General features: G+C 39.9%; 11 protein-coding genes. 4 read left to right on the top strand and 7 right to left on the bottom strand.

Annotated features, from left to right (window positions below; all coding sequences use genetic code 11):
* Positions 1-58: 58 nt before the first annotated feature.
* The 4 genes from HDE70_RS20460 to HDE70_RS20445 form a co-directional block, all read right to left on the bottom strand.
* On the bottom strand, positions 59-1,846 hold the full coding sequence (locus HDE70_RS20460) for a RagB/SusD family nutrient uptake outer membrane protein (protein ID WP_183865841.1): 1,788 nt from the start codon (positions 1,844-1,846) through the stop codon (positions 59-61).
* A 27-nt stretch (positions 1,847-1,873) separates the two neighbouring features.
* Positions 1,874-5,437 carry a TonB-dependent receptor gene (locus tag HDE70_RS20455; protein ID WP_183891701.1) on the bottom strand — a complete coding sequence of 1,188 codons (3,564 nt, stop codon included), beginning with the start codon at positions 5,435-5,437 and terminating at the stop codon, positions 1,874-1,876.
* Positions 5,438-5,603: 166 nt separating this feature from the next.
* On the bottom strand, positions 5,604-6,641 hold the full coding sequence (locus HDE70_RS20450) for a FecR family protein (RefSeq protein WP_183891700.1): 1,038 nt from the start codon (positions 6,639-6,641) through the stop codon (positions 5,604-5,606).
* 64 nt (positions 6,642-6,705) lie between these two features.
* The gene (locus tag HDE70_RS20445) at positions 6,706-7,290 is read right to left on the bottom strand and encodes an RNA polymerase sigma factor (RefSeq protein ID WP_183865838.1); all 585 of its coding nucleotides are present in this window, start codon (positions 7,288-7,290) and stop codon (positions 6,706-6,708) included.
* A gap of 562 nt (positions 7,291-7,852) precedes the next feature.
* On the opposite strand from HDE70_RS20445, the gene HDE70_RS20440 reads away from it, so the two are divergent.
* Complete coding sequence (locus HDE70_RS20440) at positions 7,853-8,605, top strand: hypothetical protein (RefSeq protein WP_183865837.1); 753 nt, start codon at positions 7,853-7,855, stop codon at positions 8,603-8,605.
* 167 nt (positions 8,606-8,772) lie between these two features.
* Complete coding sequence (locus HDE70_RS20435) at positions 8,773-9,525, top strand: hypothetical protein (RefSeq protein ID WP_183891699.1); 753 nt, start codon at positions 8,773-8,775, stop codon at positions 9,523-9,525.
* A 49-nt stretch (positions 9,526-9,574) separates the two neighbouring features.
* Here the strand turns inward: HDE70_RS20435 and HDE70_RS20430 are convergent, their stop codons facing one another.
* On the bottom strand, positions 9,575-9,841 hold the full coding sequence (locus HDE70_RS20430) for a helix-turn-helix domain-containing protein (RefSeq protein WP_068403249.1): 267 nt from the start codon (positions 9,839-9,841) through the stop codon (positions 9,575-9,577).
* Between the two features lie 382 nt (positions 9,842-10,223).
* On the opposite strand from HDE70_RS20430, the gene HDE70_RS20425 reads away from it, so the two are divergent.
* Complete coding sequence (locus HDE70_RS20425) at positions 10,224-11,756, top strand: hypothetical protein (RefSeq protein WP_183865835.1); 1,533 nt, start codon at positions 10,224-10,226, stop codon at positions 11,754-11,756.
* A gap of 8 nt (positions 11,757-11,764) precedes the next feature.
* Here the strand turns inward: HDE70_RS20425 and HDE70_RS20420 are convergent, their stop codons facing one another.
* Complete coding sequence (locus tag HDE70_RS20420; protein ID WP_183865834.1) at positions 11,765-12,340, bottom strand: thymidine kinase; 576 nt, start codon at positions 12,338-12,340, stop codon at positions 11,765-11,767.
* 101 nt (positions 12,341-12,441) lie between these two features.
* Between HDE70_RS20420 and HDE70_RS20415 the strand changes: the two genes are divergently transcribed.
* Positions 12,442-13,575 (top strand): hypothetical protein, encoded by a 1,134-nt coding sequence (locus HDE70_RS20415; RefSeq protein ID WP_183891698.1) that lies wholly within the window; start codon positions 12,442-12,444, stop codon positions 13,573-13,575.
* Here HDE70_RS20415 and rodA read toward each other — a convergent pair.
* Positions 13,568-14,833 carry a rod shape-determining protein RodA gene (gene rodA, locus HDE70_RS20410; RefSeq protein WP_183865832.1) on the bottom strand — a complete coding sequence of 422 codons (1,266 nt, stop codon included), beginning with the start codon at positions 14,831-14,833 and terminating at the stop codon, positions 13,568-13,570. The two genes, HDE70_RS20415 and rodA, sit on opposite strands and share 8 nt — an antisense overlap.
* Positions 14,834-14,835 lie beyond the last annotated feature (2 nt).

Raw genomic sequence — 14,835 nt, 5'->3', positions numbered from 1 at the left:
TTCCTTTTTTAAACAGGAGCTCCCTTAAAGATAGGGAGTTCCTGAATGTATTTTCTGGCTAGTTATACCCGGGGTTTTGTGTCAGTATTTTTGTACCTCCCTGAATACTCAGATCAATCTGACGTTGAGGTATAGGGTAATACTCATTTCTTCCGGACGTGAATTTACCCCTTCTTACATCAGAAGTTATCTTGCCCTGATAGTTGAAATAAGCATTCAGTTCTTTCTCTGCAATACCCCAGCGTACCAGGTCAAAAAAGCGGTGTCCTTCCATTGCCAGTTCTATCTTACGTTCATAATAGATTGCGCTTAGTGCATATGCCTGGCCCTGGCTGGCAAAATCACCGGCAGGATACTCACTCACCTTATAATTTGCAGCCGGAACATCAGAGAACCCTCCAAGCGGGTTAGAATCATCTATATATTTATAAACCCAGCCCTCTTTATTTGCAGCTCTGGCTCTTACCCTGTTTACATACTGTTGTGCAGTAGCCAGGCTTCCCGCCTGTGCTTCACACTCGGCAGCTTGTAACAAGACATCAGCAAAGCGGATAACCAGGTAATTGATTGCTGAACCCGGAGCCCAGGTTGTTTTATCCGCATCTGTAGCCGCAGTTTTTTGCCAGTATATATTTTTCTTTGGTCCATAAGGCCCACCATAGCTCTGATCTCTGATCCACGCTGCTCCCGGATAATTTCCCCAGTCCAGATAAGGAACACCTCTTCTGCCAGCAGTCCAGTCAATTCTTGGGTCTAAAGTTCCCTGGTCAGGAATAAATTCTGTACCTCCGCCAACACCCATGTCGTTTTTAACCGCGTAGTCATTGTAATTGGAAAGGTAAGGAAGACCCGTTGTTTCATTGGTTCTGAACCTGTTTACTAAATCAATAGAAGGCTGGAAGAATCCGCAGCACCCAAATGGACTGCCCCCATAAGGGAAATTCAGCATATCTCCGTTATTACCACTTGTCGGGCCGGACGGATCTGCATTCGCTGCCATCTGTATCGTAAATACTTCTTCCGGATTGTTTTCCTTACTAGGCATAAAATTATCCTCGAATGAAGCATTCAGATCGTACTTTTTACCACTGCTGGTTACGCCCGACGGGATCACCACATCAAATACCGCTTTAGCATCCGCATATTTCTTCTGGTATAAATAAGACTTTGCGAGGTAAGCACCGGCTGCCCATTTATTGACTCTGCCTATTTCTCCCTGTGTTGCAGGAAGATTTTCGTAAGCAAATTTGAAATCACTGGTAATTCTGGCCCATAGCTCAGTACTTACTGGTTGATTAAAATCGGTGGTGGTTTCATCGATCCATGGCGCATTGTTCCAGAACTTCTTAATTTCAAAATAGAAGTGAGCTCTTAAAAACCTGGCCTGTCCGGCAATAACTTTTCCTTCCTCCGGTGTGATGTCCGTCGCCTTTGCTAAAAATTTCAGTACGTTATTTGTGCGGGAGACACCTTCATACAGTGCCTTCCACTTTCCGTTATAATAAGCATTGTTTGCATCAGAATAAAAGTTGGCAATAGGGTCAATAGCGGGCTGATCAGAGCCGTCACTACCTTTAGAGGCGTCGCCACCAGCAATTGATCCGAAGACCCAGTTGCTTGGTGAACCCTGCCAGGCTTCACCGCCGCCTAAACTCTGGTTTGCTCCCTGCATACCATACAGCGCCGCGTAAGCGCCAATCAGCAGGGAGTTTACACCGTTTTTATTAGCCACGAGTTCTTCAGATACCGAACCCAGAGGAGGCTGTTGTAATGCCTTTTTACAGGAATAGAATGATTGTCCTGTCAAAACCAGTACAGTCAATAAAATAAATGTAGATTTTTTCATCTTAATATTTTTTAAACCAAAAGGTGATTAAAAGGATAAGTTTACACCAACTAAGAAAGTGCGCTGACTAGGATAAGACCCATCATCAACTCCATAAGCAGTCTGCTGTCCGGTTTCACTTGATGTGCCAATTTCCGGATCAACACCAGAGTATTTGGTAATCGTAAACAAGTTCGCTCCAGACAGGTAAACTCTTAATTTGTTAACGCCTATTTTCTGTAATCTTGCCGAATTGAAAGAATAACCAATCTGCGCATTTTTTAATCTCAGGTAAGAACCGTTTTCTACGAAATATGAATTAGGAACCGCATTGGTACTGAATGAATTCGCCGTTTCCTGAATCGGTGCTTTTGCATTGTGATTCTGTGGAGTCCAGGAATCATATAAAGCTGTTTTACTTTTCGCCCCTCCGAATGATGGCGTGAAATCAGTCCACCATTTTACCTGGTTCCAGATCGAGTTACCCTGAACACCATAGAAAAATGCACTGAAGTCCCAGTTTTTATAAGTCAGGCCTAAGTTTAATCCATAACTGTAAGATGGATTAGCATTACCCAAAAAGGTACGGTCTTCCGCAGTGATACGGCCATCACCATTCACATCCGCATATTTAAAACGGCCTACCCCTATATCAGTCTGGTAAACATCATTGGGGTTACCTGTAGCCGATTGTGCTTTTTTGTTAGCCTCATCCACCTCTTGCTGAGAATTCCAGAAACCATCTACTTTATAGCCAAAAAACTGGCTGATCGGATGTCCTACTGCATTGCGGATAATATTACTTCCATCAAAACGACGGGCATCCACATCATAATAATCAGAACCACCAGAAATCTTCTGGATTTCATTGTGGTAAGTCGTGATTGTAGCCGTCGCATTCAGTTTAAGAGAACTGCTGACCTGTGTATTTCCGGAAACAGAGATGTCAAAGCCATTGTTTTTCATCTGTGCTATATTCACAAAAGGCACTTTTGCTGCACCACTTGTTGCGATCATTTCAGGATTATATAACAGATCTTTGATGTTTTTACGGTAATAATCAGCAGAGATATCAATATGCCCACCAAATAAAGTCGCATCAAAACCAAAGTTTGAATTGATGTTTTTCTCCCATTTGGCGTTTGGATTACCAGTTTGATTCTGATAGAATCCGGAAACGATATTGTTTCCGCCACCAATGGCATAATAAGACGTCCCTACTTTGCTTCCGAAGGTTGTAAACGAATTACCACCACTTACATTCAGCTGATTTCCCATGATGCCATAACCACCTCTGATTTTCAGGTCAGTGATCCATTTTACATTTTTAAGGAAACCTTCCTGAGAAATTCTCCATCCCGCACTTACCGCAGGGAACCAGCCGTATACATGCTGAAGGAATTTTGAAGAACCATCACGGCGTATCGTTGCACCGATCAGATATTTATCATTATAACTATAATCTACTCTTCCAATCAGGGAGAATAAAGTATTGGCCGTCCGCTCACTGGTCGTTTTCATCGGCCCGCTTCCGGTCGAGAGATTGGTGTAATCCGGATCAAAAGAAAAATATCCCTGGTTAGAACTTGTAGAAACGTGTGTATTTTCTCTAAAAAACTCTGTTCCTGCTACCGCTTTAATCCGGTGTTTATTAAATGTCTTATTAAAAGATAATGTATTGGTCCAGCTATAATTATAACCATCCAAAGCAGATTCTGAATAAGAATTGGTTGTCGAGTTTTCTGAATTCTCATACTGCGGATACACAAACGCGCGGGTAGCACCCGAATAGTTTTCTCCGCCAAACTGAGATCTTATCGTCAAAAAGTCTGTTAAATCAGCCTCTGCGAAGATATTTCCGAATAACCTGTTTTGTTGGGATTTATTATCTTTAGTACGTTCCTGCATTGCTACCGGATTGTAAGCATCACCCAAATTACCACCATAAGATCCGGCAAAGTTTCCCATGATATCTCTTACAGGAATAATAGGCTGCTCTCTGAAAGCATGACCAATTGCATTGTCACCACTTAAACCCGCGATCTGCGGATTATTTGTAATGGAATACGCAAGGTTTTCACCCACACGGACGTGTTTACTCACATTATACTGACTATTAGAACGGATCGTATACCTTTTCAGGTAAGTATTCAGTAAAGTACCCTGCTGATTGAAATAATTTGCAGAAAACAAATAACTACCCTGATCAGATCCTCCTGTAATGGCCACATTCTGGCTGGTGATTGATGCCGGTCTGAATATTTCATGATACCAGTCAGTTCCTTCTTTATTCGCTCTTGAAATCCGGTAAAAACTATTGTATTCATTCGCAGAAGTATAAAAAGGTTTTAGTTTATAGAGCGCAGGATTGGCTCTTGGATCACCTTCTTTAGCGCCTGCTGGTAAGATATAATCAGGCAGTACGTACGCCGGGCCGCTGCCATATAAAGAATCTACAAAGTCTGTAGCTCCCGAATTGGTCATGGCCAGATGCTTAAGATCTGCCATTTCCTGGGGATTCAGCATATTCCATACATTGCCACCCTTAGGGCGCTGGGTACCATAATACGCATCATAAGTCACGCTTACTTTACCCTTACCTTTTTTAGTGGTAATGACAATTACCCCGTTTGCAGCTCTGGATCCATAAATTGAAGCTGATCCTGCATCCTTCAGTACCTGCATAGTCTCAATATCATTCGGATTCAGATCGGCGATACTTTGCGTAGGCACACCATCCACTACATATAAAGGATTATTATTTCCAAAGGTGTTCACACCCCTGATTCTTACCTGCGGCTCTTCTCCAGGCTGCCCTGAGCCTAATACCGTAACACCAGAAGCCTGGCCTTGCAAGAGATTATTAACTGATGCAGTTGGCTGTTTGATCATTGACCCTACATTCACTACCGATACTGCACTTGTCAGATCTTTCTTTCGTTGCGTACCGTAACCAACTACCACGACTTCTCCTAAGGAAGTAAGTTCTTCAACTAGTTGTACATTTATTGTGGTACGGCCGTTTACAGGCATTTCTTTAGCGGTGAAACCAATGTAAGAGAAAACCAATATCGCATCCGGTCCGGTTGCCACAATCGCATAACTTCCGTTTGCATCTGTTGTAGTACCAATTTTAGTCCCTTTTACATTGACACTTACACCCGGCAATGGTTCTCCTTTATCAGAAGTTACTTTACCTTTTACAGTGAGCTGGTTCTGATTAGTCAGCAAACCAGCTGTTAATCCTGAAACATCTTTCTCATAAAGCAGGATCTGGTTATCCTCCACTTTATAGTAAATGTTCAGCGGATTCAGCGTCTCGTTCAGTATCTGCCCTAAAGGCTTGTTAACTGCACTTACATTCACTTTACGCTGTGCTTTGATTACAGTAGCACTGTAGACGAAGTTTACCTTGGTCAGCAGTTGTATTTCGGCCAGTATCTGCTTGATCTGGCCCTGGTTAATATTAATTGAGATTTCCTTGTTTAATATTTCCTGCCCCGTCACATTTTTGGCGAAGGACGTGCAGGTGAATAAAATGCCAAGAAAAATTTGTGTCATGGATATCCGCATTGCTGTTTTGATTAAAGCAACAAATCGCTTTTTTTTCATACCTTTAGAAGTTTTTGTTCGTTAATGTGAAAATTTCGTACAGAGATTATTGGCTGGCAATGTTGGGGAACTTTGTCAGCCTCTTTTTTTTGAGGAATTTGGTTAGTAGATCTTTAATCGGTCCATAGGCTACTTTGATTTTTGGTTGGTTAGGTTAGTTGATCGGTTATTTAGTTTTGATAATTATTTTGGTACCTGATATTTCATAATGTGCTTTTATCGTATGGCACAGCAGGTCTAGTTTCTGATATAAATTCTGTTTGGAAATATCTCCCGTAAACGTATTGTTGTAAAGTTCCCGGTCTTCAATGATGAATGCAATTCCATAGGTGGTCTGCAATTGATTCAGTACCTCAGTGAGCGGGGCCTCTTCAAATACGTAGGCAGCTTGATGTGCATTTTGATTAACAGGGACGATTGGAAGGGGATCGGCGACTAAAGTAGTTTCAAAATTGTCGTTGTCCTTTTTATAAGTTGTCTTTTGGTTGGGGGTAAGGATAACCTTTTGATCCTGATTAAAAAGATGCTTAAGATCTAAATGCTGATCCTTATTCGGGCAAACCATTACTTTTCCTGTTTTTACAATGACCTGGGTTTCTTCCGTAACCGGATTGGACCTGACAATGAAACTGGTTCCAACTACCCTGGTAATTACATTTTTGTTATAGACGAAGAAAGGTCTGTGTGGATTTTTACTGATCAGAAAATAACCCTCTCCCTGTAAAGATACTTCCCGGGTCTGTGCAGAAAAATGCTCCGGATAAGACAAGGAAGAAGAAGGTTGAAGGATGACAACGCTTCCATCTTCCAGATTAACCCGGAGTGGGGCAGAAGTATTGTTTTTCTTTTCCAGGATAGTGGTCAGTGCCTGGAATTTTAAATACCGGGGATCCTGATGATTGTTTAAAAACAAATAACCAGCAGTCAAAGTAAGTGCTATTGTTGCGGCGGCAGCAAGCCAGGTCAGAATTGACAACCGTTTGAGCCGGCCAGCAGGCGGCTGAGTTTGGTTGATACTATCGGTTTCCAGATTGATCCTGTCCCATAGTTTTTGTTCAAGTGTAGGTAACTCATTTGGATAAATCTCTTCCAGATCATCTCTGTCCAGCATGCCGTACAATTTTTCAATCACGATTAATTCTTCCTGAGAACATTTGTTCTCCAGGTATTTTTCTAATAATGAATGAAGGGCTTGTCTTTTCATTTGGTGCCTTTAAAACTATATGTACGTTTAAGCGGCCTTATCCCTAATGAAAAATGAAAGAAATTTAAAATTTATGAAAGAATAGAAAAGTGAGTAGTAAAAAGAGGTATTCCTTTAGATGAAACCGCATACTTTTCAAGGATTGTGTAATATGATATTCAACTGCTTTTTCAGAAATATTCAATTGTTGAGAAATCTCTTTGGTAGACCGGTTATCGATCCTGCTTAGCTTGAATACTTCTCCCGTTTTTTTAGGTAATAATGCAATCCCCTGGTTCAGTGCTTTAGAAAGATCATTGACCAGTGCTAAATCATCGGTACTGCTGGTCATAGGGGACAGCTGACCAATTATATGATCCTGATACTTTTCTTTAACCAGCTGAGATTTGTAGTGGTTGATAATACTATATTTCAGACTTCCAAACAGATAACAGTCCAGTGAATTGATCGCTATACTTTCTCTTCTTCTCCAAAGGTCTACAAATAGATTCTGCGTCAGCTCTTCAGCCAGTTCCTTATGGTAAACTTTGATATAGGCCGCTTTATAGATCCCTACCCAATAACGGGTATAGATTTCTTTAAAAGCTAACCCATCGTTATCTTTTAATAAATCCACTAAAGAATTATCAGAGAGACTATTGTATTTCATTTAAATTATATCTGGCAATAAAAATTAATTAAACTATTCGCTCGTTTAAACACCTATTGGTGTAATTGTTTAATCGCTTTTTTAAAATCATCCTGAATACACTAAGAAATAGTAGAAATGATTGGTTTCTATCTAAAAATAGACCATTTTAAGTATAAATTTAGCTATTGACCCGATAAAAACTATAAATCTTAATTATTTTAAGCCCTTAAGTTAGTAATTTAATCATTAATAATGTCCTAAACAATAACAAGTTATCGGCATTTAATATTTCAAAAGAAATATTAAATATAAATGGCGCAGTCAAAATAGTTGAACAATTGGCTGGAATCCAATACTATTGTGAAGGAAATTTTTTGTCAATTAGAGTTAAATTTATTTTGATATGGAAAAAATATATCCTATGTTTCTGTGTTTTTAATCAAAACTATTATTTTAGAGGTTAAAGTTCCACTTTGGACTAAACAAGGCTATTTTGAAGGTTTTTGCAGACCGAATAAAGTTTCATCTTCCTGGAAGAAAGAAACCTGTTTTTATGTTTAAATCGTAATGAACAAGAAGGATGGAAACAAAAAGACAAATTAAACTCAATTATACTCAGGAATTTAAAATTGCCTGTAAAATAAATAATTTGAAACCTGAAGAGTTGCTACAGTATTTTATCAGCTATGTCTCTTTTTATGCGTTTATAGGTGGTAACATGGAAGCTATGTACTTGTGGGCAACCAATGCATGTATTGATTTTAAAGAAGTACATGGCGGACAACCACAACCAGTAAATGATCATAGAATACAGGAAATTTGTTTAAAATATATCAAGAAACTGACTGCTTTAAATATGAGCAGCGGAGCTTCCAAAATGATAGCACACTATAAAATTGTTTCCCTCATGAAAGAATGGTCTTCAGAAATGCTTCCCATTACAGATTATGAACTGGAAATAGAGACTGTGGATGGTTATCAACTGGAATTGTCATTCGACTTTAATTTAGTCTGCCGGATGAACGGAACTGAAATACAGGAATTGCTTCAATATTTTATCAACCGGATATCTTTAGCGAGGGAACGGGCTTTAAATCTCTATCAGGTTGTTAAAACAGATCCCAGCACAGCTTTCCTGTTGCTTTTGAGCAGCAAGCATGAAAGCTTTAAAAATAAGATACTACCACAGCAGGAGATGTATAAAAAATACGCAGCTCAATTACAGAAACTGGATGAAAGACTGGAGGGGGAAAGTGATCTTGAAAGCAAAACAAGAAATTATAATAAATTTTATCTAGCGTGGTATAATGCACTAAATCAGAACATCAATTAATCAAACCCGGTTATTCCTGCCATGATTGTCCGTTTAAACGGACAATAGGTGAGGTACATCTTTTGACTGCTTTCAATGAAACCATTGTGCAGTGCAGCAAATCAACAAAATTAAAACTCTTGAGTCATGGACATGGTTATGCCTGTGAGGAAAACAAAATAAATAATATGGACTCAAAAGGACGAGATAGGTTAGCCTATACTGACGATTTCAGGGTGGCCTGTACGATCAACAATCTTAAACAAGAAGATGTATTGCAATACTTCATTAACAGGGTATCTTTTTACGCGTTTAACGGAGGGGAAATGGAAGCAGTCTCTTTATGGGCCACGAGTATCGTGATTGATTGTAAAAAAGAAGTAAATGCGGAGATAAAAGCAGTCAAGGACAGAAAGGTCAAGCGAATATCTCTGAAATATATTTTAATGCTGAGTGAGCTGAATGATAATCCTTATCTGTCAACGGTGGATAAAATGAAGGAAAGTTATATTCTGATGAGAGAATGGGAAATTGATATGTCACCACTGGTGGATTATCCGCAGCACTTCCTGCTGGACGAAGAGCGTTCTTTAACCCTGACTTTTGATTTTAATCTGCTTTGCAGAATGAATGGCATTGAAGCTGTACAAGTACTGCAATATTTTATGAATAATATTTCCATGGCCAGTGAAAGAGCTATAAACCTGATAGAGTTTGTGGAAACGAATTCCTGTATGTCTCTTTTTGGAATGATGAGGCTGAGTCTTGGCGACAAAAAAAACAGAATCCCCATTCATCAGGAAATTCATAAATGGTATGGTGAAAAATTACTCCTGCTCGATGACCGGCTAAAGAGAGAAGAAAACCTGGATAAGCGTATTGCTGTTTACAGAGCGTTCTATAAAGAATGGTATAACTCTTTGCGGAAAAACATCAATTGAAAGGTTTAATGGAATTTTAGGGGATGCATTAAACCTTTCAACTGACGGACTACACTTTTTTGTCTTTTTTCTCGAGCAGTGCCGTGGATGGTAGAAAATCTCTGGGCGACAGTCCAAAATGATCGGCAAATACATTGATGTGTTTTAAATTGTATTTAGCCGGATTTCCACTGTTTTCCACGTTACCAATGAAAGATGCTTTAACCCCAATAATGTAAGCAATATCTTCCTGTCTTAATTTCTTGTCAGCTCTTAATTTTCTGACGAAATCAACCACATGCTGTTCAATAAGATCTAGTTTTACCTTTCCTTCCATTTGCCGACTAAGTAATTTATATTCCCATTTATAATTTACACATATGAGTGTAAATATGACGTGTTTCTATTTTCTAAGTTAAATTATTGAAATTTGACAATATAATGTTGCATAATTTAATCTATTTCAAAATTTGTAAACCCTTATCATTTAGCACATAGGAGATTAATTTTTATAAAACAATTTGAGTTTTAAACAGGCAATCGGTGATGTGAACTAACAAGAGGATAAGATACAGAAAAAAAACTTTAACTGTATAATATCCGCTAATTATTACAAAATTTTCCAGAATAGTTAATCTGTACTATTCATCACATACAAAAAACGATATCTGATCGTTTCTCAGTATATTTGTTACATAAAAAAAGTATACGACATCTAAATGAATAAGACTCTGGCTGGTTTATCAGCTTTTAAAAATCTGGATAGCCTTCTTATTGCATTACTTGGCTTTATCCTGCTCCTGATTTATACCGGTCATACAGGAATTGGGATCTCCCCCGATTCTATCGTATATGTAAGCGTCGCCAGGAATATCCATGAATATGGTGCATTACTGGACTACACCTTAAAGCCAATAGTTGACTTTCCTATATTTTATCCTTTATTTTTAAGCACGGCTGCCTTTTTTTCCGGACTGGACCCGGTTGCTGCGGGGCCCTGGCTGAACGCCTTGCTCTTTGCGCTGGTTATTTTCTGTACCGGTAACCTGATTGAATCATTTCAGGGAAAAAACCGCATTTATAAACTGGTGATTCTCCTGTGTATTGCTATCAGCCCGTCACTATTTGATGTTTATGCCATGTTCTGGTCGGAAACATTATTCATATTGCTGTCGCTTTTATTCCTGATAGCCTTTAGAAGCTATATGAGGACGCGTTCCATAACTGCGCTGCTCTTTTGTTCGTTTATTGCTGCCATCACCTGTATAACCAGATATGCAGGTATTACAGTGATCGCAACCGGTTTGATGATGATGGTTTTTGACCGTTCTCTGGAATGGCGGAAAAAAACAGGACATTGTTTGCTGTTCGGCTTTCTCTCTATTACTTTATTGGCAGCTAACCTGATTCACAACAGGCTTGTAGCAGAATCACTGACCGGCCCCAGGGAATCAGGAATTACCTCTTTAGGAGATAATATTTTTTATTATGGAAAAGTGATCTGCTGGTGGCTGCCTGCATTGGACGAGCATCCGGGGGCCTATATGAGCACGGCTATTGTTCTGTTCCTGATTGTATGTGTGGTATACTTGAAGCGCGTGTGGTTTGTTAAAGGTTATACTACTACAGAAAATTGCTTTGCCGCATTTTTTATTGTCTATACCGTATTTATTATCGGGGTTTCTACACTTTCGCATTTCGAGCAGATCAATAACAGATTTATCTCCCCGGTATATATTCCTATGCTGATTGTACTCACCTGCTGGATACCGAAAACAATAGTCCGGCTGCCGGTTGTAAAGCGGTACATAGCTTTAGCTGGTGCAGGTATTGTCCTCATTGCTTTTCAGGCGGGTGAACTTGTCAAACTTTATGGAATGTACCAGGAGGTCAGCGAATACGGTATTGCGGGATATACGGACGATTCCTGGAAGAATTCCCAAACTGCCAGGTTTCTCAGAAAACATTCCTCAGCTTTTAAACCTGGGCATGAGTTATATTCTAATGCAGCAGAAGCAGTGTACTTTAACGGAGGATTAAGAGCAACTTCACTGCCACATTGGATCGAAGACCACGATATTCATGATTTCTTCTGTAAAGATGCAGTATACGTGATCTGGTTCCACGCAGTAGACGATCCTGATCTGCTTAATCTATCCGCTTTGCGAAAAAGGGCAGATGTACTGAAACAGTATAGTTTCAAAGACGGGGATATTTACCTGGTGAAACCACAATTATACAATAAGCGCTGAAGTTTAAATTAGTCCCTCGCGTGGAAACAAGCTCTGCACCTGGGTTCGTAACTTTCTTTTTCTCCAAGCAGGATTTTAGCATCGCTGGCTACCCGGCGAAAAGAATACATAGCAGGGCTTCCGCATCTTACGCAGACTGCATTCACCTTGGTAACTAATTCTGCAATGGCCATTAAGGCAGGAACAGGGCCGAAAGGTTTGCCGCTGAAATCCATATCCAAACCAGCTACAATTACACGGATGCCTTTATTTGCAAGTTTATTACAAACTTCAGGAAGTTCATCATCGAAAAACTGAGCCTCATCAATACCTACAACCTGTGTATCGGATCTCAGCAACAGAATTGCAGAAGAATGTGCTACAGGGGTAGCTTCGATAGAATTATAGTTATGGGATACGACTGCTGTTTCATCGTAACGGGTATCTGTTGCCGGTTTATAAATCTCTACTTTTAGTTTAGCGATCTCTGCGCGCTTTAATCTTCTGATCAGTTCTTCCGTTTTGCCTGAAAACATGGAGCCGCAAATTACTTCAATGCTGCCGCCATATTCTCCTCTGCTGTAATTTTGTTCGCTAAATAACATGCTGTATTCTGGGGTGTAATGACCGGCGAATATCGAAATTTTGTAGTACTTTTGAGTGTTTAGTTATCAACATAAATCACCAATTCTTACGTTATACAACTATGATGAACCAGGAGGACATATTCAAAAAGATAGGGCAGATACTTAATGAGTTAAATGATCAGTATCAATATCTTGCTCAAAATCCCCGTGAACTCAATGAATTGGAGCTTGAACTTTTTCTGGCAAATGCGAGTTTCTTAGCTGATCATGTTAATATTATTAAGAAAATAAATAGCGGGACTGCCCCCCGTATACTATCCGGTGCTGCCGAAATCAAGAAAGATGAACCTGCTGAAGATACTTCTGCTACGCATGAGATCCTTCCGGCCAGACCAAGACTGGATGAGGATATCTTCAAACTGGACAATGAACCTTCAAATTTCGAATTCATCTTAAATGAGAAGCCATCTACCGATAAGTTCGAATTTGAAGAGAAATCTATAGATGCCATATTTGACAGGCCGCTGAGCAAAGAAGAAGAAGTGATTATTGCACAGAAACAAAAGCTCAGAGAAATGGATAGCCTGGGCATACAGCTGCCAGAAGATGATGAGGTAGGGCCAGAACCGTTTTTAGTATCAGAGCCTGTGATAGAGACTGAAGTGGAGGAAACACCAGCTATACCTGAGCCGGAAGAAGAAGTTATTCCGGTAATCGAACCTGTAGAAGAAGAGATTGCGCCTGTAATAGAACCTGTAAAAGAAGAACCTGTTCCTGTAATTGAGCAGATTGAAGAAGTTGCAGAAGAACCTGTTTATAAAGAGGAACCTGTTAAAGAACCAATTTTTGCATTTGAAACAAAGCCTGTTCAGGAAGAATTATTCGCACCAGTACCTGTGCAAAAACAGGCAGATATTGAGCCGGAAAAACCGGTCGCAAAGCCTACATTAAATGATATCCTGGCTGGCAATACTGCTTCCCGGAATATTAACGCTGAGAATAGCCGGATAGAAATAAAAGACTTGAAACAAGCCATCAGTCTGAATGATAAGATGCGTTATATTAAAGATCTGTTTAACGGTTATAATCTTGCCTATGCAGAAGCGATAGATCTGGTTAACAAAATGCCTGATTTCAAAAGTGCAGACGAATTTTTACAGCGCAATTATGCAGCGAAGAATAACTGGGCAGCTAAACAAGAAACAGCAGATCAGTTTTACGAATTGTTAAACCAGCGCTTTACTGTTAAATAAAGCCCATTCTATTCGAATCCAGTTTCAGGAAAATAAAGAGTAATACTGTAAAACTCCATAAAGAAGACCCTCCATAGCTAATGAATGGCAATGGAATACCAATTACCGGGATGATACCAATAGTCATCCCTATATTAATAAAAACGTGGAAGAAGATAATACTGGCCACACAGTATCCATAAACCCTGGAAAAGGTAGAACGTTGCCGTTCGGCCAGGTTAATTACTCTTAACAGTAAAAAGATATACAACCCGATCACAACCGAACAACCCAGAAAACCCCATTCCTCTCCAATCGTAGAGAAGATAAAGTCGGTACTTTGCTCAGGTACATAGCCATATTTAGTCTGTGTACCTTCCAGAAAACCTCTTCCGGTCAATTGCCCTGCCCCAATAGCGATCTTGGACTGGATCACGTTATAACCAGCCCCTTTAGGATCTGTTTTAAGACCCAGCATGATTTCAATCCTTGTACGCTGATGTGGCTCCAGAACCTTTTCATAAGCGACCTTCACCAGAAATAAATAAGCAATGGCTATGATGGTGGTCAGGATCATCGAAAACATCATCTTCTGTTTTCTTCTGTTCTGATAAATAAAGAAACCCCCAACTACTGCAATAATAGGGATAAGGATATAAGAAGGGACCAGGAAGTCGGCAATAAATAACACGATCATCCCCAGGAAAATCAATAAGAAATAACCTGATAAACCTTCTCTGTACAAGGGGAACATGAAGGCCAGAAAGACCAGTGCCGATCCCGTATCAGGCTGAAGCATGATCAGTAGCAACGGAAAGCCGATGATCAGCGCTGCAAAAAAAATGGATTTAATATCCGTGAACTTGGGGTTGAAATTCCCGACATACCTGGCAATCAGCAAGGCTGTTCCGAATTTAGCCAGCTCAGAAGGTTGTAACCTGAAGGCACCCAGAGGAATCCAGGCCTGGTTACCAGCCACTTTACGGCCAACCACCAGTACGGCCATCAGCAGTAACATGGTAATCCCATAAACTACTGGTGAAAATACACTGAAGAACTTGGCATCAAGTAACAGGATAGAGAACCCCAGCATTAAGCCTGTGATGATATACACTAATTGTTTCCCGTAGTTACTGCTGAAGTTAAACAGCGTTGAAGTTTCGGGGTTATAAAGAGAAGCATAAATATTAACGAAGCCAATAGTACATAAGGCCGTGTAAATCAAAATGGTGATCCAATCTACATTGAAGAAAAAACGGCTGCCTTGTTGCGTAGTCATTT

This window comes from Pedobacter cryoconitis (genome assembly GCF_014200595.1).
In the GTDB taxonomy this organism is placed as follows: domain Bacteria; phylum Bacteroidota; class Bacteroidia; order Sphingobacteriales; family Sphingobacteriaceae; genus Pedobacter; species Pedobacter cryoconitis_C.
Note: the sequence above shows the minus strand (reverse complement) of the source record. Positions and strands in the feature narration are given on the sequence as shown.